Genomic DNA, 21,400 nt, shown 5'->3' with positions numbered 1-21,400 from the left:
CGATGATTGCCGTCCGCCCGATTATGCCAGAGGATGTGGCCGAGGCTCGGCTTATTCTTAACGATATCATCGCGGCGGGTGGTACGACTGCATTCGAAATCCCGTTCTCGGACGCGCTGTTTGCGCAGAGCTATCTGAACGGGGCCGACAAGGTCTGTTGCCATGTCGCACTGGATCATCAAGGCGAGGTCGCGGGGTTTCAATGGCTTGGCACGCATCAGGCCTTGCCCGAGAATTGCGCCGATGTCGCCACGTTCACCCGCCGAAACCCGGTGCTGCGGGGCGCAGGCCGGGCCCTGTTTGCCGAGACTGTCAAAACGGCAGGTGCATTGGGATTTGCCGCGATCAATGCCACGATCCGAGCGGACAACCTTCTTGGCTTAAGCTATTATGAAAAAATGGGTTTCCGCGACTACTCGGTTGAATACGGCGTTCCGCTGCGGGACGGCACTCCGGTCAATCGCATATCGAAACGCTATGATCTGACGGAGGATAGATGATGCTGGTTGTCACGGGCGTTGTGGAAGTGAACGAGGCCGGGGTTGAACGGGCCCGCGAGGCTGCCCAGCAGATGGTTGCGGAAACCGTGAAAGAGACCGGCTGTCTGGTCTATGAATTCAGTCAGGTGCTGGGCCACAAAACCCGGTTTCGCGTTTACGAGGAATGGCAGGATCAAGCCGCGCTTGAGGCGCATTTTGCAACGCCTCATATGGCCGTTTTTCGCGCAACTTTGGCCGAGGTTGGTCTGATTTCCAGCGAGATTTACAAAGTTGTCGGCGGTGAGAAGCAGCCGCTCGGCTGATCTGGATCAGCCCCACAAATGGCCCTCGGCAAACTCGACCGAATTGCCTGCGGGGTCGCGGATGTAGAGTGACCGTGCGCCGCTGGGCCAGTCGAACTCGGCATCGATCGGGACATTCCAATCCAATAGGTGTTTGCGCATGGCGGCGATCTCGTCACGGTTCAGCACAAGGCAGACATGCCCCGGACCCCGCGCGCCATGAGGCGGCACGGGCAGGTCCGGGTTCAGGGGCGGTTGTTCAGTTTGATCCGGATTGAACAGCAATAGAACGGACCCGCCAACACGATAAAACACGTGCCGGTCCTTGATCCGCTGAATGCGCTCCAGCCTCAGTATTTCACCATAAAACTGTTCTGCCGCGCCCAGATCATCGACATATAGCGCAGCCTCCAGAATGCCTGACGGGGCAGGGATGTCTGGCGTAAGTTTCATGGCCGTATTCTAGCAGAAAGAAGCGGGCTGTGTCACCGCCGTGCGCGTCTGTCTCGTTTACGTTGCGGGGCCGCATTCAGGGTGGGCAGGGGTAGGCTGTTCCATTGGCCGGGCTCAAGATCGTCCAAAGTCCAGTCGCCGACGCGATAGCGGATCAGGCGTAAGGTCGGCAGGCCGACAGCGGCCGTCATCCGGCGCACCTGCCGGTTCTTGCCTTCGCGGATCGTCAGTTCAATCCAGCTGTCGGGCACGGTCTTGCGCTCTCGGATTGGCGGGGTGCGGGGCCAGAGGTCCGCTGGTTCATCCATCTGACGTACTTTGGCGGGGCGGGTCAGGCCATCCTTCAGCTCAACACCGTCCCTCAGCGCGTTCATTGCGCCCGCGTCAGGTTCACCCTCAACCTGAACCCAATAGGTTTTGGCCATCTTGTGCTTGGGATCCGATATCTGTGCCTGCAATCTCCCATGATCGGTTAACAACATTAGCCCTTCGCTGTCCCGATCCAGCCGTCCTGCAGGGTAGACGCCGGGAAGGTCGATAAAGTCCGACAGGGTGCTGCGCGGCGAGTCTGCATTCGCGCGGTCGGTGAACTGCGGCAGAACATCAAAGGGTTTATTGAATCGAATGAACCAGGACATGCCCCGCCATAGCCTGCAAAACACGCTGTGCGCAACCTGTGGATAACTGTCATGCGCCTGTTACGGATTCGGCTTACCCAATCAGCGACATATTGTGGAAACTCAGGGCTTGTCAGAGATTTACCACGATATATAGTTATCTTAAGACCGGGGCGGGTGCTCTCCGCTCTGGTGTCACAAACGGGCAGCTGAGAGCGAGGAGCGATTCTGTGATGGACGGAGACTTCAGGACCGAATTTGTAAGAGAGCCGGGGACGCTCAAGCATCACCCGGCCTTGGTTTTGAATGCCGATTACCGCCCCTTGTCCTACTACCCGCTGTCGCTGTGGCCCTGGCAAGAGGCGATCAAAGCTGCCTGGCTGGACAGGGTGGATATCGTGGCCGAATATGACGAAGTCGTCCGAAGCCCGAGTACCGAGATCCGAATACCCTCGGTCGTTGTTTTGAAAGACTATGTAAAACCCAGAAAGCGCGTGGCCTTCACGCGCTTTAATTTATTTCTGAGGGATGAGTTTCGCTGTCAGTACTGCGGCAGCCGGGACAATCTGACCTTTGACCATGTGGTTCCGCGCGCAGCAGGCGGGGTGACAAGCTGGCAGAACGTGGTGGCGGCGTGCAGCCCTTGCAACTTGAGGAAAGGGTCCAAATCCCTGCGTCAGGCGGGGATGTCCCTGCGCAAGCCCCCGCGCCAGCCCGATGCGGAGGCTTTGCGCAACATTGGCCGCAAATTCCCGCCAAACCACCTGCACGACAGCTGGATCGACTTCCTGTACTGGGATGCAGAACTGGATGAGTTCTAGGATTTGGACCGCCAGGCCGCGATCCAGATCAACGTTAAACCCAAAGACATAACGGCATTCCAGCCAGCCAGAGACAAGCCCAGCATTTGCCACGGGATATCGTCGCATCGCACCAGCGGGGCGGACATGATCTGGTTCATCAGTTCTTCCGCCGACAAGCCGCCAATGCTGCCGGACGTGCAACTGGTTGGGCCTTCCCACCAGCCTTGTTCGACACCCGTGTGAAACAGGCCAATGCCTGCGCTCGTCAGCGCTGCAAGTGCGCCCGCCAATGGCAGCAGGCGGACAAAGGGCAGCATCAGTGCGATCAGCCCGATGACAAATGCGGCCCCATGTGGAAAGCGTTGCCAAACACACATTTGGCAGGGTGCGAGCCCGCCGAGATATTGGAAACCCCAGGCCCCTAACAGCAATGCTGCCGAACCGCCGGCGGCGAGACCAATCAGAATACTGCGCTGTGTCATAGGTATCGCACCGCTAGAAAGCCGCCGAACAGTAGAATGATGAACAATGTGAACATCAGGCCCAGGCGCTTTTCAATGAAATCGCGGATTGGTTCGCCAAATTTCCAAAGAAGGCCTGCCACAAGAAAGAACCTAAGCGCACGCGCCAGAATCGACGTCGCTATGAAGGTGCCAAGCGGCATGCCCGTCCAGCCCGACATAATGGTGATGACCTTGTAAGGGAAGGGCGTCACCCCCGCCGCCAGCACAGCCCAGAAGCCGAAATCGTTGAAGCGGGTGTTGAACTCTTCCATCGCGTGGGCCTTGCCCATCGATTCCAGAATGGGTTGGCCAATGCTTTCATAGGCAAATGCCCCGATCGCATAACCCAACAAACCGCCCAGCACCGACGCAACCAGCGCAACACCCGCGATAAGCCAAGCGCGCGAAGGGCGTGCCAGAATCATCGGGATCATCAGCACATCCGGCGGGATCGGGAAAAATGAGCTTTCGATGAACGCTACAATCGCCAGCGCCCAAAGGGCATGGGGGTGCTCGGCCAGTCGAATGGTCCAGTCGTAAAGCGATCGCAACATAGTCTACTCAAATCCCGGTCTTTGCCCATGCAAGCCAAATCATGCACCCACGGACCCGTCAACTGCTGGTGGTCAAACAAACCGAAAGCTGGTTGATTTTTGCCTCTGGACCTTCCCGCGCGGGGGCGCTAATCCAGTGTCCGTGGCCCAAGTGGCGGAATGGTAGACGCAGGGGATTCAAAATCCCCCGCCTTCACGGGCGTGAGAGTTCGAGTCTCTCCTTGGGCACCACATTTTCAATGTCTCTCCGATTTTCCGAAACACTTTTTTTCAAGGGACGAAGATACAATGAAATTTGACCTCGGTGTTTCGGATTGCCGATCTGATCTGGCTTTGATTGTCAAAATCCTGATCGTAGGCGTTGGATTGAGCATTTATAGTACTGCTGCGGCCGAGGATGGTGTGTCCTATGACATATCTGATGGACGTCAGGTCGCACCCCTCGTTATGTTCAAAGAATGCGAGCAATGCCCTGAGATGATCGTCATGCCGCTTGGGTCGTTCATGATGGGCGCGACGGCGGAAGAGTCACGTAATCCCTTCGATTTCTACGGCGAAAACGCCACGATGACACGGCGCGAACCGGATGAAATTCACATCATTCCGCACGAGCATCCGCGCCATGAAGTCGAAATGGATGTTCCCTTTGCTATCGGCCGTAACGAAGTGACTTATGCCGAATGGATGCAATGTGTGAATGCTGGAGGGTGTTCGCATAGTCCCGACCACAAGATTCTTCGGCTAGGTGGGTATACGCTTTTGGGGCCGGAGCATCCGGTTATCAACGTGTCTTTTGAGGACGTGCAGGAATATCTGAGCTGGCTGAATTCTATCGTCGGTAAGGACGTTTATCGACTACCGACCGAGGCAGAGTGGGAATATGCCGCGAAAGCGGGGACTCAAACCAGATATGCGCAGGGCGAGGAAGTAACATCGCAGCAAGCGAACTTCTCGGGAGACGCGACAGAAACGACGCTTGGCGTTGAGCGACCGGATTTGACGGATCTAGGTTTGTCCGTTCCGGTTTCGGAACTGGATGCGGTGAATGGCTGGGGTTTAAGGCACATGTCCGGAAACGTTCGTGAGATGACCCAATCTTGCTGGTCTGATACTCATCTAGGCTTGGAAAGCAGCAGTGAATACTTGGTTTATGTTCAAGAGTTTGGATCTTGTAGACCGGTCTTGAAGGGTGGCAGCTACGCCACTGGTATAGATGCATTGAGGCCCGCTGCACGCGGTCGCACACGTGTGACATGGCGCAATGACAGTCATGGATTCCGGGTGGCGAGGGCATTACTCATCGAGAAACCTTAGCTGACTTAGCGAGCCACAGCGTGTGACGAGGCTGTACCTGAATCAAAAAACCACCTAGGTTCGGTGCGCTGATTGGATTGTGTGTGTTTTTTGTCCTTAGGAACTAATGCCAGGTTTGTAGTTATTTTGTTGCCAATATTTACTCAAACACCTGCAGATGTAGGATATCGTTCACTTACAAATCTGATCTGCGCGTGGAATATTGATTAGTGTATTGATTTGAAAGGTGCGTTCCATTGGTGGGTAATTCAGAAACCGCCAAGCCCGTCAGCCAGACTGACGCGCTTGAACTGACGATTTTGATGCCTTGTCTGAACGAGGCGGAGACAATCGAGATTTGTATCAAGAAAGCGCAGGATTTTATTGAGCGTGCGCAGATCAAGGGCGAGGTGCTGATTGCCGATAATGGCAGCACCGATGGCTCGATTGAAATGGCACAAGCTCTGGGTGCGCGTGTTGTGAATGTCCCGCAAAAAGGATACGGGGCGGCGCTGTCGGGCGGGATCGATGCGGCCTTGGGCACTTATGTGATCATGGGCGATGCAGATGACAGCTATGATTTCTCGAGCCTGGATCCCTTTGTCGAGGCGCTGCGGGCCGGAAACGATCTGGTCATGGGCAACCGGTTCAAAGGTGGTATCTCGGATGGTGCGATGCCGTTTCTGCACAGATATCTGGGCAACCCGGTGCTCAGCTTCATTGGCCGGCTCTTGTTCAACATCAGTATTGGTGATTTCCACTGCGGCCTGCGCGGATTTCGGCGTGACTCGATCCGGGATCTTCAACTGCACACTTCCGGTATGGAATTTGCTTCCGAGATGGTGACGCGATCCGCGATGTCGCGTCTGAAAATTGCTGAGGTGCCGACCACCCTGCGGCCCGATGGCCGAAGCCGCCCGCCGCATCTGCGTACTTGGCGGGATGGGTGGCGCCACCTCAAGTTTTTGCTTATGCACAATCCGCGCTGGCTGTTTGTCTATCCGGGGCTGTTTTTCAGCGTTTTGGGCGGGCTGGCCGCCCTGATCCTGATGTTCGGTCCTGTTCAGGTTGCGGGTTCGGTCGAGCTGGGCACAAACACCTTTATCGCCGCCTGTGTGATCACCATCCTTGGAACCCAGCTACTGACCTTTGGCGCCTTGGCGCGGATGATGGCGACCCGGAGCGGATTGCTGCCAGTGGGTGAGCCCAGCCGCATTCTTCGAACTTGGGCCACCACCGACAATATCGCCCTGTTTGCGTTTTGGTTGTTCCTGTTCGGTGTAATCCTGTTCGGCGTGGCGTTCGGCCAATGGGCGCGCCTGGGGTTTGGGAATATCGAAAACCCCTTGCCAACACGCCTCACCGTGGCCGGGTTCAGCTTGATGGCCGTTTCGGTGCAAACCGCCTTTGCCGCATTCTTGTTCGGGATTATTGAGATTCCAACCCGGGAACAGAACACCGATTCCGACTGACTTTTCCGATCTTAGGAGAATGCTGACCAACAGTTTCACAGGGCTGTCCGTGTAAGCGGGCAGCCCGCTTCGTCTTTGATGGCTTAACGGGGAAAGTTCAAAAAACAGCCTCAGATATGCTGCTTTGGCGCGATCTACGCGGGGCTGGTCTTGACATTCATTGTATCTGAATGAAACCTCGAAGATGTTGGGAGACATTGGAAAAATTCAAAAGTAGCAGCAGTTGCAGGGCAGCCGGTTCTAAGATACCAGCGCGCTCCCTCGCTATTGCAGGGTTTTTGGCTTTTACCGCGCACACTAAAAAATGGGAGTTTTTTACATGAAAAACAGCAGCAAGCTTAGCCTCGGCGCGTTTGTGACCGCTGCGATGATGGCACCTGCGGCTTATGCCGAAGAGTTCATCACAATCGGCACCGGCGGCGTGACTGGCGTTTACTATCCAACCGGTGGCGCGATCTGCCGTCTGGTGAACAAAGGCCGCAAGGAACATGGCGTGCGCTGCTCGGTCGAATCGACCGGCGGTTCCGTTTACAACATCAACACCATCCGCGAAGGCGAGTTGGAGTTTGGTGTGGCGCAGTCTGACTGGCAGTACCACGCCTATAACGGCAGCTCGAAGTTCGAAGAGGCCGGTCCTTTCGAGAACCTGCGCGCCGTCTTCTCGGTTCATCCCGAGCCGTTCACCGTTGTGGCGCGTGCCGATTCCGGCATCACCAACTTCGAAGACCTGAAGGGCAAGCGCGTTAACATCGGCAACCCCGGTTCCGGTCAGCGCGGTACCATGGAGGTTCTGCTGGGCGAAATGGGCTGGACCACCGACGATTTCGAACTGGCGACCGAGCTGAAGGCGGCCGAACAGTCGGCGGCTCTGTGCGACAACCAGATCGACGCGATGGTTTACACCGTGGGTCACCCCTCGGGCTCGATCCAGGAAGCGACCACAGCTTGCGACTCGGTTCTGGTGAACGTCAGCGGTGACGCGGTAAGCAAGCTGGTCGACGACAACTCGTTCTACCGGACTGCGACCATTCCTGGTGGCATGTACCGTGGTTCGGACGGCGACACAGCAACCTTCGGTGTGGGCGCGACTTTCGTGACCTCGGCGGATGTGTCGGATGACGCGGTTTATGCGGTTGTCAGCTCGGTCTTCGAAAACTTCGATGACTTCAAAAAGCTTCACCCGGCATTTGCGAACCTCAAGCCCGAAGAGATGATCGCGGACGGCCTGTCGGCTCCGCTGCATCCGGGCGCCGAGAAGTACTACAAAGAAAAAGGCTGGATTCAGTAAGCCAGACCTAAAGCAGGGCGCCTATGGGCGCCCTGCAACCCAAACCCGCACAAAGCGGGTATTTCAGAAGGCCAAAAATGGTCGCGACGGGGAGACATTTGCATGAGTTCCGACACACAATCCAATCGTCCGCTATCCGAAGAAGAGCTTCAGGATCTTGTGGCGTCATCCGATGCGGGCGGACGTAATCCGGTCGGCAATGTCGGGATTTTCCTGGCCATTGTGGCAGCGATCTGGTCGATCTTTCAGGTCGTTTTGGCCTCGCCCATAGCGAACTATGTGCTGCCAGGTAGTATCGTGAACAACTCACGGCAGTTTCATCTGGCCTTTGCGATGTTTCTGGCCTTTGCAGCCTATCCGGCACTGAAATCCAGCCCGCGAGACTATATCCCCATACAGGATTGGATCATGGGCCTGCTCGGGGCGTTTGTCGCGCTCTATGGCTATTTTTTCTATGACAAAATCGTCAATGCGGGCGGTCTTGCAGATGATACCGACAAATGGGTTGCATTGTGCGGTTTGCTGTTGCTGTTTGAGGCCGCGCGACGCGCGCTTGGCCCGGCAATGGCAATCATTGCAACGATTTTCCTCGCCTATGTATTCTTTGGATCTTCCGAATGGGTGCCTGAGGTTATCCGCTGGAAAGGGGCCAGCCTGAAAAAGGCGATGAGCCACATGTGGATCACGTCCGAGGGCGTGTTTGGCATCGCGCTTGGTGTCTCGACAAAATTTGTGTTCCTGTTCGTGCTGTTCGGAGCGTTGCTCGACAAGGCCGGGGCAGGGAACTACTTCATCAAGATGGCTTTCGGCGCCCTCGGCCACCTGCGGGGCGGCCCGGCCAAGGCGGCTGTTGTGGGTTCGGCAGCAACCGGCCTGATCTCTGGCTCGTCCATCGCCAACGTTGTCACCACAGGCACATTCACCATCCCGCTGATGAAGCGCGTGGGCTTTAGCAGTGAACAGGCAGGCTCGGTCGAGGTTGCCTCGTCTGTGAACGGCCAGATCATGCCGCCTGTGATGGGGGCTGCGGCCTTCCTGATGGTGGAGTATGTGGGTATTTCCTACGTTGAGGTCATCACCCATGCCTTCCTGCCGGCTGCGATCTCTTACATCGCGCTGGTCTATATCGTGCATCTGGAAGCCGTGAAGCGGAACATGCCGACGCTGGGCAACCGTGAGGTTCACCTTGCGCGGACCGTGGTTGGGATGCTGTCCTTCTTCATCGTCTTTGCGGGCCTATGCTACGGCTCGCAATACCCGGTCGATGCGGTCACCAGCATGGTGCCAACGGCCGCTGGCATGGTGCTGAGCCTGATCGTCTGTGCGGTCTATGTCGCTCTGCTGTATCTGGCCGCGCAGGTCCCTGACCTTGAGCCGGACGATCCAAACGCCAAAGAGGTCGAGCTGCCGGTTATCGCCGACATCTACAAGGCTGGTCTGCATTATCTGCTGCCGATCATCGTGCTGGTCTACTTCCTGATGATCGAGCAGAAATCGCCGGGTCTATCGGCCTTCTGGGCAACGGCGCTGCTGTTCGTGATCCTACTGACGCAGAAGCCGCTCAAGGCGATCTTCCGGGGCGAGAGCGAGGTCTACAACCGCTTCATCGACGGTGTTGCTGATTTGTGGCAAGGCCTGATCGACGGGGCGCGCAACATGATCGGGATTGCTCTGGCCACGGCCACCGCAGGCGTGATCGTGGGCACCGTGACCCTGACCGGTGTGGGCCAGGTGATGGCCGATCTGGTCGAGTTCCTGTCGGGCGGCAATCTGATCCTGATGTTGATCATGGTCGGTATCCTCAGCTTGATCCTGGGGATGGGCCTGCCGACCACTGCGAATTATATCGTCGTTAGTTCACTGATGGCCGGAGTGGTTGTTGAACTGGGTGCGCAAAGCGGGCTGATCGTGCCGTTGATCGCGGTGCACCTGTTCGTATTCTACTTTGGGATCATGGCGGACGTGACGCCGCCAGTTGGTTTGGCAAGCTTCGCGGCCGCTGCAGTATCGGGCGGTGATGCGATCAAGACCGGTTTCACCGCGTTCTTTTACAGCTTGCGGACCGTAGCGCTGCCTTTTGTTTTCATCTTCAACACGGATCTTCTGTTGATCGATGTGACGTGGGTCGAAGGGATAATCGTCGCCATATTTGCGACCATTGCCATTCTGGTCTTCACTGCTGGCACCATGGGGTACTTCCTGACCCACAGCCGCATTTATGAAAGCATCGCGCTGATCTTTGTTGCCTTTGCGCTGTTCCGGCCAGATTACTTCATGGACCGCATCTCGCCACCGTTCCAGTCGGTTGAACCCGCTGCGTTTGAAGAAACGATAGGTCAAGCACCGCCAGGTTCTGAAGTGCGACTGGTCATATCCGGCCCGGATTTCGACACGCTCGAAATGGCCGACACCACCGTTGTTGTCACTGTTGGCGACGAAGAGGGTGGCGCGGCGCGGGTCGAGGCGATGGGGCTGATCCTGATCCCCGAAGATGGGCTGATCAAGCTTGAGGAGCCTCTGTTTGGCACGCCTGTGGCCGATGATCTGGGTATCTTCGACTATTATGGGGATGAGCCGGTACGCCTGACCTCGGTCAGCTTGCCGTCCAGCCAGCCCCCGAAGCAGTTGGTCTATATACCGGCGATGATCCTGCTGGCTCTGATCGCCTTCCTGCAACGCGGCCGGGCCGCCAGACAAGAAGAGGTGACAGCATGACCAAATCAGTTCTTTGCGCTGTCGATATCAGCAATGGCGATCTGGATAGTCCGGTTTTGAAACAGGCCGCTAGGCTGGCGGATCTGGACGGGGCGCAGCTTGATGTTGTGACCGTGCTTCCTGATTTCGGCGAAAGCTGGGTATCGGGTTTTTTCGAGCCCGACTTCCACGATAAGGCGCTGGCCGAGGCGCATGACAAGCTGGCAAACCTTTGCGTCTCTGTACTTGGTGCGGAACGCAACGCCGCTATGCGCCACGTGGTGGCCACTGGCACGGCCTATCAGGAAATCCTGAAAACAGCAGAGGGCGCCGGCTCCGACCTGATCGTGATCGGTGCTCATAAACCGGATTTCAAAGACTATCTATTGGGCCCCAATGCTGCGCGCGTTGTACGTCACGCCACAGCCTCGGTCTACGTGGTGCGCTGATCAATACCCGGTCATTTCCAGATAGCCGCGTCCCGCGTGGCTGCCTGAGACAATGACCGGGCCTTCCCAATATTCAAATCGTGTTGCCATCCAGGCGTCCGGGATTAGGACAGCGACATCGACGTCCAGCCCCCGATCCGGCAGGCTGACCTGCCATCGGATTGGCACATCTCGCCCGGCCACTTGCGCGGCCTCAAGCGGTGTGAAGGTGGCGGAGCCGTTTGGCAGTGCCTCGGTGCTGCCATCCGCATTGATCCAAGTGGCAGCCGTAAAATCGCCGCGATCCCCGCGTAGCCGAAAAGCCATCAGCTTGTCGCCATCGTCAAAACTCAGCGAGAACCAATCCCATCCGCTTTGATCTTCGGCCAAGGGTTGCGAAGACCATTCGCGATCCAGCCACGCCGAACCGCTGACGGTGACATCGCCCTGAGGCAGGTGCAACGTGCCTTCGACCGCATAAAAGGGTTGAGAATAATAGTAGCTGGCTTGCCCATCGGCGGATTTGACGGAATAACCATCCTCGCCGTGAAACACCAATGGGCCTTGGGCATTTAGGGACAGGGTGTACCCGAAATCCTCTCCGTTTGCGGTCAGGGACAGCGTGTCGAAATCCGGACCGCTCATGCGCCATTCGTCGATCCAGGCGGCGAAGGGTTCGCTCGTGACGCCTGCCTGACCTACGCCGCCGCGTGACAGGCGTTCGGCAAAGTAGTGTCGTTCAGGCGTGGTGACAGCGGCATGGCCCATCCATATCTGAGGGCTTTGCCAACCCTCGGTCTCAAAGGGTTTGAGGGCCGAGCGAAACAAGGTCCACTGGATGCCATAGTCGCGCCCGTCATCCCCTTTGAGATTGGCGGTCAGATACCACCACTCGATCCGGTAGCTGGGATGCGGTCCGTGATCTCTCGGGAACTCGAACAAAACCCCGTGCTGTGGCACGTCAAACCCGTCTGCCGATCCGCCCAGACCGGCATAGCCCTGCGCTAATAAGGGTGTCGGTAGCCAGACCAGCAGGAATAGAAGAAACGCTCTAACGTTCATTGGCAAACACTCTCAGCAGGCTGGCCGGGGGCAGGCGCAGCAATCGCAAAGCGGGCAGGGCTGCGGCAACGAAAGCGGCCAGTAGTGTCAGAAGGAACAGATACAGCCAGTCCCACGGAAACAGGAACATCGGCAGCCTCCAACCGAAAGCCTGCACATTGATGACGGCCAGCAAGACCCAAGCCAGAACCAGCCCCAAGGGCAAAGCCAGGCAGGCGGTCAATGCGGCCAGCAGGACACTGCGCAACAGCTCGAGCCTGGCCAGTTGCGCACGGTTCAGACCCAAGGCCCAGACCGGCGCGATATGGGGCAGGCGCTGCGTCCAAAGGGTGAGCAGGCTGGTCAGAATGGCAAATCCGGCAACCCCAAGGGTCAGGATATTCAGGGCTGAGGTCACGACAAAGGTTTTCTCGAATATCGCCCGGGATTGCGCCTTCATCGCCGCCTGCTGAACCACGCTGCGCGGAGGCATATCGAACTGCGTACGCAGGGATTGTGCCATCTCGGTAGCTTGATCTGGGTTCATACGAATGCCGAACCGTCTTGCTTCGGCCCCCGGCGCGATTTGGTCCAGACGGGACATCGACACGATGGCCTGTCCGGTTGGATTGCCATAGTCGGAATAGACGCCTGCAATGGGCAGAGAGGCCGTTGCAGAAAGCGCCAGAGCATCTCCGGGCCAAAGGTCCGCGCGCCGGGCCAGTTGCTCGTTAATAAGGATTGCCTGTCCTGACATCACCCGATCCCAATCGCCATCTGATCGCGCGATCAACGGCCAATGATCCCGGTAGACCGGATCATCGACCACGCCATACAGGAACAGCGGGCCGGTTTCATGGGCCAGTTCAACACTGCGGATGGGCAGAATTGCATCCACCTGCGGGGTCAGCCAATCCATGATCTCTTGCGCTTGCTGATCATCTTCGGCAGTCACATACAGTTCCGAAGTCAGGCGTTGATCCAGCCAACCGACAAAGGTCAGCCGAAAGCTCGAGACCATTGTACCGACACCGATATTGGCCGCCAGCGCCAGCAACAGGGCCATCAGTGCCAAGGAAAGACCAGGCAGCTGCGCCCGCATATCTGCCCAAATCCATTGAGACACCGGCCCGCGTGCTTTCTCGGCAAAGATCGTCAGGACAAGCGACAGGAACCACGGCAAAACCAGTGCCGCACCGGTCAGCAGCCCAGCGAGCAATGCAAAGCCCCCAAGCAGACCACTCATGCCGAAATAGAGGGCGCATCCGCAGGCGATCAGGCAAACTCCGACAATCCCAGTCAGGCTGTGTGATCGCCCGCTCCCGCTCCAGGCCTGAATGCCGGGCCCTTCGAGCAGTGGCATACGTGACAGACGCCACAGTGCATGACCACTGGCCCCTAAGGTGCCAAGAAGCGCCATGGCCATACCGGCCAGCGCCCAGCTTGGCTGCAGGCTCAGCTGTCCGGTGACAGGGGCACCATAGAGCCCGCGCAAGGTTGCGGCCACGTCCGGCAGCAACGCGCCTGCGAGAAAGAAACCTAGGATCAGGCCCAAAGCCCCGCCGATACAGGCAAGTGCCGTCAGTTCGACCAGCACCATCCACACCAGCCGCCTCATTGAAACGCCCAAGGCACGCAAGGTTCGGATCATGCCGCGCCGTTGGGCAAAGGCCAGCCCGACGGTACCGTTCACAATGAATAACCCGACGGCGAATGACAGTAATCCGAAGGCGGTCAGGTTCAGGTGAAAACTATCCGTCAGCTGCGCCGTATCGACCTGCGAGGCCGGGCTGATTTGCTGTAGCTCAGGTGCAATCTGCGACAGGGGCGGGCGTCCGCGGGGTTGGTTTGGCAAAACCACAAGCCGGGAAATCTTGCCGCGTTGGTCCAGTAGGGTTTCGGCGACGCCTATATCGGTCAAAATCACATCGGCAGGCAACGATGTGCTGAGGATGATCGGCGGCAGTCCTTCGACCGAAGACAATAGTGGCGCAAGGTCCGGATGAACAAACAAGCGGCCCGGAGCCGTCAAGATATCGGCCGGGTCTGGTGGATCAGCGCTCTGCTCGGTTTCCATCACCGCAGGCAAGGTCGGGTAGGCCACCATATCCACGCCCATCACCCGCAGGGTGCGACCTTGGGCGCGATAAGGACCTTCCAGAACGGCGGCGACTTGCCAGCCCGCCCGGCGCAGCTTGGAATATCGGGACAAAGGGATTGGGCCGCTTGGATCGCGCAGTTCATCAAACTGCCCCAAGGCCAGTTGTGCATTGGCCCGCGCATAGCTTGCGCGTGCTTCGGCGTTGATTGCTTGCACAGCAGACCACAGACCGGTTGCCAAGGCGATGCCGATCAGCAGCGTCGCCAGCTGCAGCCAATGCGCGCGCCAATGTGATAGCAGCGCCTGTATGACGGCCTTGGTCATTCGATGCGACCACCGGCCAGATGCACGCGCCGGTCAAGTCGCGCGGCAATGTTTTCCGAATGGGTCACCAACAGCAAAGCGGCCCCGGTATCGGCAACCAGGGACAGCATCAGGTCCAGAACATTGGCACTGGCAGTTTCGTCCAGGCTACCCGTAGGCTCATCCGCCAGCAGCAGTTTGGGCCGCGCAGCCATGGCGCGGCCAATGGCAACGCGCTGTTGCTGGCCGCCAGAGAGGTTTTCGGGGAAACGATCCAGCAAATCGGACAACCCCAGTCGATCAGCCAGATGGGTGCTCCAGGCCGGGTCATGACAGCCAGCTAGGCGGGCGTGAAAGGAGAGGTTTTGCGACACCGAGAGCGACGGGATCAGGTTAAACTGTTGAAACACCAGCGAGACCTGAGTACGGCGTAGCCCTGCACGCCCTGCGTCATCAAGCGCTGTCAGGGCAACGCCATCCAGTGTGATCTCACCCGCATCGAAGCTATCCAAAGCAGCGGCTAAGTTCAGCAAGGTGGATTTGCCGCTGCCACTTTCACCGGTCAGGGCCAGTGTCTGCCCGTGATCCAGAGTCAGCGACACATCACGCAGGACAGGTCGCCCACCAGGATAGGATTTCTGCACCTTGTCGATCGTCAACAGCATGATCTGCCCCGCTTTTTCATGCAGGATGTGCAACGGAACTCACCCATGTCCAGTGCCGAACGCCCTCCGATGCGTTTCGCCGCAGGTACATTGAGGGCACGCCGGTCTTGTGCCTTTCCGCCGCAGAGTCCATTCTAATACTCAAGGGATCATCGCGGAACAGGGTGGAAAAACATGAGCTTGCTGCACCAGATTGTTTGGGGCAGTGCCTTTCTGGGGCTCTGCTTTGTGGTCGAGATATTCTTTCTGGCCTGGTGCACGATCTTTGTAATCAAAATGGAGCCGAAATGGTCAAAACATGGGCTGTTTCTGGCCACTGCCGCCCCGATTGCCGTCGCATTGGCGTTTATCGTTTTGACACACACAATTCAGGTGTGGATATGGGCGATCGTTTGGGTTTTGCTTGAGGTGCTGCCGGATTGGAATACGGCTCTGTATTTCTCGTTGGTGACGTTCACCACGCTGGGCTATGGCGATATCGTTTTGGGTGAGGCGCTAAGGATTTTTGGATCTTTTGCGTCGGTTACTGGGCTTTTGGCCTTTGGACTTTCAACGGCCTATATGGTTGCGCTGATGTCCCGGGTGTTTCAGGAACGGTTCTTTTCCTTGGGCCAACCCCCTAAAGAATAGGCGCAAACAAACGGGCCAGGGGCGCACCAAATCGAATATAGACCGGTTGCTGGAACAAGGATCGCGTCAGTTCATAGCTTTTATCGAAATCAGCCAGAAGCATCCGTTCCACCGCCTGTGTGGCCTCAGCATTAAAAAACAACGCCATTGCTTCAAAATTCAGCCGGAATGATCGGTTGTCCAGATTAGTTGTCCCGATCGCAGCCAGAGTATCATCGACCACAAACACCTTTTGATGCATGAAACCATCGGTGTATCGAAACACCCGCGCACCACAGTTTCGAACCTCATCAAAATAGGCAAAGGCGGCCAGCCAGGGCAGGCGGTGATCGATCACCTCGGGCACAAGGATACGCACATCCACTCCACGCATCGCCGCATGTTGAAGCGCGGTCATGACGTCGATATCGGGCACAAAATAGGGCGAGGCGATCCAGAACCTCTCTTTTGCCTCGGCTATGGCCGAAAAGAACATCATAGCGCCGGTTTCGGTATCATCGCCGGGCCCGGTTGCGACGAGTAGCGCGTTCATGTCCTGATCAGATTCGCTGCCAGCCCAGTCCAGATCATCGATCAGGTCCTCACCACGGGCCCAGTGCCAGTCTTCGGTGAAAATCAACTGTAGCTGGCGAACGATATGGCCGGTGATCTTTACATGAGTGTCACGCCAGAGGCCGAACTTTTCGCCCTGACCGAGATACTCTACACCAACATTGTGTCCGCCGATAAAGCCGGTCTCTCCGTCGATCACCACTGTTTTCCGATGGTTGCGGTAGTTCAACTGAAAGCGAAAATTCGGGCCGCGCTGTTCCTTCGGGTCGGCGACATCAATCCCGGCGTTCTGCATGGTTTCCAGAAAGTCGGACGGCAAGCCATAGCTGCCCACCGCGTCGGTCATGAACCGCACATGCACCCCGCGGTTTGAGGCCGCGATGAGCCGTTCCTGCAGCTTCAATCCCAATTCATCGGCGCGCACGATGTAGAATTGGATCAGGATGTAGTTCTTTGCTGCATCAATGGCTTCGAAAATCGCATCGAATGTGGCATCGCCATCGATCAATAGCTCCGCCCCATTGCCGCGCGAAACGGGTAGATGGGCCAGAAATTCGAACGGCCGGGGATTGATCGACATTTTCTCAGGATCTGGCTTGGAGTGATCGGCGAATGTTTTGATCCCTTCGACCACGCGCTCACTTTCTTGCCGGGCGATACGATAGCCGTGAAAACGGTGGTGGCCCAGAAACAGATACATCGGTACGGCAAAGAAAGGGGCGGCAATTAGAAAGACCACCCAGCCAACCGCACCTTGCGGTGTGCGAGCTGTCTGCGCTGCCCTGAGCGAGAAGATAGCGGCTGTAACATAAAGTGCAAAGACGGCCGCAGATACCAACACTGTCCACATTTGTTTTCAGGGCTCCGTCTTTTTGCTTTGCTTTAGGGGCGATAGGCGAACGATACTGCGTTCTTCTTCATCTGGAGTCGTCCCCTAATCGCCCATCCAAAGACATCAAGATTGCGACTGGGCGCAGCGCCGGAATATGACTGAAAACGATCAAGATGCAGACCGTCAAAGGAACACTCAGAAAGGCTCCGATCAAACCCCATACCGTCGTCCAGAAAGTCAGCGCCAGAATGACTAGGAATGTGGACATGTTGAGCGATCGGCCCAGCATCGCAGGGTCCAGGAAATTACCGATCAGGAACTGGATCGTGCCGCAGCCCAGAACCACCACCAGAAACGGGCCGATGCTTTCAAACTGAACCAAAGCGATCATGGCCGGAAACACCACGGCAATGATCGACCCAATCGAAGGGATGAAATTCAAGGCAAAGGTCAGAACTGCCCATGTCTCGGCATATTCCAGGCCAAGCATGCGGAAGACACTATAGCTGATACCCGCCGTGATCAGGCTGATCAGGGTTTTGACACCGACATACCGCTGCAGGCTGAACGAGATTGCATCCAGCATTGCCGACAGCTCTTTCCCGGTTTCCGGGCTTCCCGCAGCCAGCTGGATCTTTTTGCGAAAGGCCAAACGTTCGACCATAAGGAACGAAACATAGAGGCTGATCAGAAAGAACTGATTCAGCAGCGATGTTGCGCTGCCCAGCAACAGCCGCGCCAGATAGGACATGTCGATACTGACAAGGTTGTCCCGGATAAACGTTGTCACATCGCTGCCCACCAATCCCGCAATACGGTTGATTGCGCTATCGAACTGGGCTTCATAGGTGGTGATGCCGCGTGCGAATTGGGTCGCCTGGCTGCCCAATATGTACATTATGGTAAACAAACCGGCCAACACAACTGTCACTCCGGCCAGGTTTGCCAGCCATACCGGTGATCGGGTCAGGGCGATGACTCGGTCGCTGAGCGCGATGATCAGAACATTAACTAGCAGGGCAAGCGTCAATGGGATCAGAAAGGTCGCACCCGCATAAAGCCCCAGCACCACCAAAGCTGCAACAATACAGCTGTCGCGCACCGCAGACAGGCTGAGGCGGCGGCGCGTTGTGGGTGTGTTTGGATCGGATGTCATAAAGAACCTGACTTGGGGCAGGGCGCACGCGTGCCACGATCCTGCACAGCCCGATAGGTTTATGCAATGCTGTCAGCTGTTTATAATTCCAGATTTGTGATCGAGCGACTTCTACGTTGGCCGTCGGCGGGCTAGGGTTGCACCATGTCTGGTGCATCGATTCTGTTCTCTGCCCGTCCGGTCAAGGCGCTGTTTCTGGCGGTGCGGCGGTTCAATGCCAAGAACGGCTTTGTCATGAGCAGCCATGTCGCCATGTCGATGATGATGGCGCTGTTTCCCTTTGTACTGTTCACCGTCGCGCTGGCAGGGGCACTTTCGCAGGGCTATGTGACGGATGAACTGGTCGATCTGATCTTTGGTGCATGGCCGCAGGATGTGGCCGGACCCATCGTGGCCGAGCTGCGGGCTGTGTTGGATGGATCCGGGTCCGGGGCAATTACGCTTGGCGGTTTGCTAGCTGTCTACTTTGCCTCAAACGGGGTTGCAGCGGTGCGGACAGCTATGAATCACGCCTACCACGACCATGACAGCTGGCCCTTCTGGAAAACGCGTTTGCTGTGTATCGCTTTGGTCATTCTGGGCGGTGCAGCCATCCTGATCGTCGCAGCGGTCGAGGTGGGTTTGCCCGTCTACACGGCGCTGGTTTCCGAGCACACAGACTTAGATGTCGCGACTTGGTTGTCGGCGGATCGCCTGCGGTGGACCTTTGCAGTGGCCGTGCCTGTAGTGACGATTCTGATGGCGCATCTTGTTCTGCCCACGCGACGTCACAGTCTGATGCAGATCCTGCCGGGCGTGTTTCTAACACTTGCGCTATTGGGGGCCGGGGGATGGGGTTTTTCGATCTATGTCGGTCAATTCGCCAGCTACAGCGCCACTTACGCCGGTTTGGCCGGGGCCATGGCCGCGCTGATCTTCCTGTACCTTTGCGCTGCGATTGTGATTTTGGGGGCCGAATACAACAGCGCGCTGATTGATCTATCAAAAGACGATACGGGCGTGCAGGCCTAGGTGCCGATGGATCGGCACGCGCTTGCCAGTATTGGGCCATGATCCCGGCAAAATTCACTTGTAGACAGCCTTAGGGGCATCAGCCTCAGGTTTGTTTGCAGGTGGCGTATGTCAGAAACGATGCAGAAACATCCCTGTGTAGGGGACGTGAAGGGGTCATTGGAGCAGCGTATCGCGCAGTTGCGGGATCGTAAGCCGGTTTATCTGAACCATTCAGAGGTTGTTGAGATGCAGAACCTTGCAGCCGCGTCTTTTCAGGAGCATCCGCTTGCAGTGCAGTTGACGACAGAAGATTAACTTCAGCCGCGAAACCCTGTCGCCACAACGAATTTCTCGGAACTGTCCGACCGGGATGCGGGCGGTTTGACGTTGGCGACCTTCTCGAACTTCTGTTTCAACAGCTTTTGCAAATCTCCCTCGGCGCCTCCGGCCAGAACCTTGGCGACGAACGTGCCACCTTCTTCCAACACGTCAAAGGCAAAATACGCAGCCGTTTCGCACAGGGCCATAATCCGCAAATGGTCGGTCTGTTTGTGGCCTGACGACGCGGCGGCCATGTCCGACATCACCACATCGGCCTTGCCGCCCAGCCAGTCTTTGACCTTTTGATCGGCGTCATCTTCCATGAAATCCAGTACATGAGCCGTCGCACCAGCAACCGGTTCGACCTCTTGAAGATCAATGCCCAGTACAGTGCCAATGCGCTTGCCGCTCTTCTCGCCCAGCGCATTCACCCGCTTGACCGCAACCTGCAGCCAGCCACCGGGGGCGCAACCCAGATCCACGACGCGCGCACCGGGTACGAGGAATCGGAATTTCTCGTCCAGTTCCAATATCTTGAACGCCGCGCGCCCGCGATACCCTTCGGCATTTGCGCGTTTGACATAGGGGTCGTTCAGCTGCCGCTCGAGCCAACGTGTTGAGCTTAGCTTACGCCCACGCGCCGTCTTTACCTTTACCTTCAGGTCGCGCTGCCCGCGGCCTGAGGTGTTCTTTCCACTCGGTGTCTTCGCCATCAGAACGGTCCGTCTTCCAATACGCCGTCCGCACTCATTTGCGCATAGAGCAGACCTTCGCGCAGCCCCCGGTCCGCTACAGACAAGCGGTCGGTGGGCCAGCAACGCAAAAGGGCCTGCAAAATGGCCGAGCCGGACATGATCAGGGCCTGCCGGTCATCCCCAATCCGGGGGTCGCGACGGCGCCCGTGAGGGCCGAGTTCTAAATACCCGCGGATGACTTTGTCAATCTGATCGCTGGTCATGCGCAGACCGTCCACTTTGGTTCGGTCATAGCGCTTCAGCCCCAGATGCGACGCGGCAACGGTTGTGACCGTGCCGCTGGTGCCGACGATCTGAAAGCCTTCGCGGGTCTGTTCGTCCTTGTAGGGGGCGAAATCGGCCAGATTTTCTTCAAAAAACCAGCTCATGAGCGCAAATCGGGCTGCATCATCTTCGACATCGTGGAATTGATCGCGCAACGTCGCGACGCCAAGGGGCACGCTGATCCAATCCACGACCTTTGCGGCGGGGAAGGGGCTGTCAGCTGTGTGAAAGCCATTGTGAAGCCGCATGATCGCGGCCGGGCGATCGCGGCGAGGTATCGAAGATATGTCGATCCAAACCAGTTCGGTCGAACCGCCGCCGATATCAACAACCAGCAATTGTTCGGTCTTGGTGGAGACCAAAGGCGCACAGGAGATAACGGCCAGGCGTGCTTCTTCCTCGGGCTGGATGATCTCCAGCGTCAGGCCGGTTTCGCGCTTCACCTGACGGATGAACTCGCGCGCGTTTTTGGCGCGGCGGCACGCTTCGGTCGCGACCAAACGCATCCGTTTGACCTTGTTGCGTTTCAGCTTTTGCTGGCAGATGCGCAGGGCCTGAACCGTGCGCGACATCGAGGCCCGAGACAGTCGCCCCGTCCGTTCCAGACCCGCGCCCAATTGCACGGATTTGGAGAAGCTGTCGACCACATGGAACCCGCTGCCCTTGGGCTGGGCGATCAACATGCGGCAACTATTTGTCCCCAGATCCAACGCCGCATAGAGCGCATCTGGATCGGGTCTTGCCGGCGCGGGGCTTTCGACCGCCTTCGGGAACGCGCCCGCACCTTTGGGACGCTTGGGCGCCATTCGTCACGCCCTCCGATTTTCGAGTTAGTTTGACCCTAGGCGGGGGATCGCCGACGCGCAAGTGATTTCAATTTTGAATTTAACGTGAGTGTCAC

22 protein-coding genes and 1 tRNA gene are annotated in these 21,400 nt (G+C 57.4%); 12 read left to right on the top strand and 11 right to left on the bottom strand.

Annotated elements, in window-relative coordinates:
- Window positions 1–2: 2 nt before the first annotated feature.
- Window positions 3–500, top strand: a complete 498-nt coding sequence (locus ACR0JE_RS01205; protein WP_480827490.1) for an N-acetyltransferase family protein — start codon at window positions 3–5, stop codon at window positions 498–500.
- On the top strand, window positions 500–802 hold the full coding sequence (locus ACR0JE_RS01200; protein ID WP_480862400.1) for a putative quinol monooxygenase: 303 nt from the start codon (window positions 500–502) through the stop codon (window positions 800–802). Before ACR0JE_RS01205 ends, ACR0JE_RS01200 begins: the two co-directional genes overlap by 1 nt.
- A gap of 6 nt (window positions 803–808) precedes the next feature.
- On the opposite strand, the gene ACR0JE_RS01195 is transcribed toward ACR0JE_RS01200, so the two are convergent.
- Window positions 809–1,234, bottom strand: coding sequence for a VOC family protein (locus ACR0JE_RS01195; RefSeq protein ID WP_480862398.1), 426 nt, complete (start codon window positions 1,232–1,234; stop codon window positions 809–811).
- A 32-nt stretch (window positions 1,235–1,266) separates the two neighbouring features.
- Window positions 1,267–1,872 carry an rRNA large subunit pseudouridine synthase E gene (locus ACR0JE_RS01190; RefSeq protein WP_480549107.1) on the bottom strand — a complete coding sequence of 202 codons (606 nt, stop codon included), beginning with the start codon at window positions 1,870–1,872 and terminating at the stop codon, window positions 1,267–1,269.
- Between the two features lie 212 nt (window positions 1,873–2,084).
- Between ACR0JE_RS01190 and ACR0JE_RS01185 the strand changes: the two genes are divergently transcribed.
- The gene (locus tag ACR0JE_RS01185) at window positions 2,085–2,672 is read left to right on the top strand and encodes an HNH endonuclease (protein WP_353007716.1); all 588 of its coding nucleotides are present in this window, start codon (window positions 2,085–2,087) and stop codon (window positions 2,670–2,672) included.
- Here the strand turns inward: ACR0JE_RS01185 and ACR0JE_RS01180 are convergent.
- Both ACR0JE_RS01180 and ACR0JE_RS01175 read right to left on the bottom strand, forming a co-directional pair.
- Window positions 2,669–3,136, bottom strand: coding sequence for a disulfide bond formation protein B (locus ACR0JE_RS01180; protein WP_480862396.1), 468 nt, complete (start codon window positions 3,134–3,136; stop codon window positions 2,669–2,671). The genes ACR0JE_RS01185 and ACR0JE_RS01180 overlap by 4 nt on opposite strands.
- Window positions 3,133–3,711 carry a YqaA family protein gene (locus tag ACR0JE_RS01175; RefSeq protein ID WP_170532969.1) on the bottom strand — a complete coding sequence of 193 codons (579 nt, stop codon included), beginning with the start codon at window positions 3,709–3,711 and terminating at the stop codon, window positions 3,133–3,135. Before ACR0JE_RS01175 ends, ACR0JE_RS01180 begins: the two co-directional genes overlap by 4 nt.
- Window positions 3,712–3,856: 145 nt before the next feature.
- Here ACR0JE_RS01175 and ACR0JE_RS01170 point away from each other — a divergent pair.
- The 6 genes from ACR0JE_RS01170 to ACR0JE_RS01145 all read left to right on the top strand — a co-directional run bounded on the left by ACR0JE_RS01170 (window position 3,857) and on the right by ACR0JE_RS01145 (window position 10,907).
- Window positions 3,857–3,942 (top strand) — tRNA-Leu (locus ACR0JE_RS01170).
- 57 nt (window positions 3,943–3,999) lie between these two features.
- The gene (locus ACR0JE_RS01165) at window positions 4,000–5,025 is read left to right on the top strand and encodes a formylglycine-generating enzyme family protein (protein ID WP_480862394.1); all 1,026 of its coding nucleotides are present in this window, start codon (window positions 4,000–4,002) and stop codon (window positions 5,023–5,025) included.
- A gap of 239 nt (window positions 5,026–5,264) precedes the next feature.
- Window positions 5,265–6,476, top strand: a complete 1,212-nt coding sequence (locus tag ACR0JE_RS01160) for a glycosyltransferase family 2 protein (protein WP_480862779.1) — start codon at window positions 5,265–5,267, stop codon at window positions 6,474–6,476.
- Window positions 6,477–6,795: 319 nt separating this feature from the next.
- Window positions 6,796–7,764: a TAXI family TRAP transporter solute-binding subunit gene (locus tag ACR0JE_RS01155; RefSeq protein WP_480541320.1), complete on the top strand. Its 969-nt coding sequence runs from the start codon at window positions 6,796–6,798 to the stop codon at window positions 7,762–7,764.
- Window positions 7,765–7,866: 102 nt separating this feature from the next.
- The gene (locus ACR0JE_RS01150) at window positions 7,867–10,479 is read left to right on the top strand and encodes a TRAP transporter permease (protein ID WP_480862392.1); all 2,613 of its coding nucleotides are present in this window, start codon (window positions 7,867–7,869) and stop codon (window positions 10,477–10,479) included.
- Window positions 10,476–10,907, top strand: coding sequence for a universal stress protein (locus tag ACR0JE_RS01145; protein WP_170532978.1), 432 nt, complete (start codon window positions 10,476–10,478; stop codon window positions 10,905–10,907). Before ACR0JE_RS01150 ends, ACR0JE_RS01145 begins: the two co-directional genes overlap by 4 nt.
- On the opposite strand, the gene ACR0JE_RS01140 is transcribed toward ACR0JE_RS01145, so the two are convergent.
- From ACR0JE_RS01140 to ACR0JE_RS01130, 3 genes are read right to left on the bottom strand one after another with little or no spacing between them, the layout of a single operon-like run.
- The gene (locus tag ACR0JE_RS01140; protein ID WP_480541324.1) at window positions 10,908–11,948 is read right to left on the bottom strand and encodes a lipocalin-like domain-containing protein; all 1,041 of its coding nucleotides are present in this window, start codon (window positions 11,946–11,948) and stop codon (window positions 10,908–10,910) included.
- Window positions 11,938–14,352 carry an FtsX-like permease family protein gene (locus tag ACR0JE_RS01135; RefSeq protein ID WP_480862390.1) on the bottom strand — a complete coding sequence of 805 codons (2,415 nt, stop codon included), beginning with the start codon at window positions 14,350–14,352 and terminating at the stop codon, window positions 11,938–11,940. Before ACR0JE_RS01135 ends, ACR0JE_RS01140 begins: the two co-directional genes overlap by 11 nt.
- Complete coding sequence (locus tag ACR0JE_RS01130) at window positions 14,349–14,996, bottom strand: ABC transporter ATP-binding protein (protein WP_480862388.1); 648 nt, start codon at window positions 14,994–14,996, stop codon at window positions 14,349–14,351. The genes ACR0JE_RS01135 and ACR0JE_RS01130 overlap by 4 nt, the downstream gene beginning before the upstream one ends.
- Before the next feature lie 174 nt (window positions 14,997–15,170).
- On the opposite strand from ACR0JE_RS01130, the gene ACR0JE_RS01125 reads away from it, so the two are divergent.
- Entirely contained in the window at window positions 15,171–15,626 is a 456-nt protein-coding gene (locus ACR0JE_RS01125; RefSeq protein WP_480541330.1) for a potassium channel family protein, read from the top strand.
- On the opposite strand, the gene cls is transcribed toward ACR0JE_RS01125, so the two are convergent.
- Together cls and ACR0JE_RS01115 are read right to left on the bottom strand one after the other, a co-directional pair.
- A complete protein-coding gene (cls, locus tag ACR0JE_RS01120; protein ID WP_480862386.1) occupies window positions 15,616–17,028 on the bottom strand; it encodes a cardiolipin synthase in 1,413 nt (470 codons plus the stop codon). The genes ACR0JE_RS01125 and cls overlap by 11 nt on opposite strands.
- A gap of 67 nt (window positions 17,029–17,095) precedes the next feature.
- Entirely contained in the window at window positions 17,096–18,166 is a 1,071-nt protein-coding gene (locus ACR0JE_RS01115) for an AI-2E family transporter (protein WP_480541333.1), read from the bottom strand.
- A gap of 144 nt (window positions 18,167–18,310) precedes the next feature.
- Between ACR0JE_RS01115 and ACR0JE_RS01110 the strand changes: the two genes are divergently transcribed.
- Both ACR0JE_RS01110 and ACR0JE_RS01105 read left to right on the top strand, forming a co-directional pair.
- Window positions 18,311–19,177: a YihY/virulence factor BrkB family protein gene (locus ACR0JE_RS01110; RefSeq protein ID WP_480862384.1), complete on the top strand. Its 867-nt coding sequence runs from the start codon at window positions 18,311–18,313 to the stop codon at window positions 19,175–19,177.
- A gap of 108 nt (window positions 19,178–19,285) precedes the next feature.
- Window positions 19,286–19,474, top strand: coding sequence for a hypothetical protein (locus ACR0JE_RS01105; RefSeq protein WP_480541336.1), 189 nt, complete (start codon window positions 19,286–19,288; stop codon window positions 19,472–19,474).
- A 2-nt stretch (window positions 19,475–19,476) separates the two neighbouring features.
- On the opposite strand, the gene ACR0JE_RS01100 is transcribed toward ACR0JE_RS01105, so the two are convergent.
- Both ACR0JE_RS01100 and ACR0JE_RS01095 read right to left on the bottom strand, forming a co-directional pair.
- Window positions 19,477–20,193 carry an RlmE family RNA methyltransferase gene (locus ACR0JE_RS01100; protein WP_480549122.1) on the bottom strand — a complete coding sequence of 239 codons (717 nt, stop codon included), beginning with the start codon at window positions 20,191–20,193 and terminating at the stop codon, window positions 19,477–19,479.
- Window positions 20,193–21,305 carry a Ppx/GppA phosphatase family protein gene (locus ACR0JE_RS01095; RefSeq protein ID WP_170533002.1) on the bottom strand — a complete coding sequence of 371 codons (1,113 nt, stop codon included), beginning with the start codon at window positions 21,303–21,305 and terminating at the stop codon, window positions 20,193–20,195. The genes ACR0JE_RS01100 and ACR0JE_RS01095 overlap by 1 nt, the downstream gene beginning before the upstream one ends.
- Window positions 21,306–21,400 lie beyond the last annotated feature (95 nt).

It is taken from the genome of Ruegeria sp. H3, from assembly GCF_056533095.1.
Note: the sequence above shows the minus strand (reverse complement) of the source record. Positions and strands in the feature narration are given on the sequence as shown.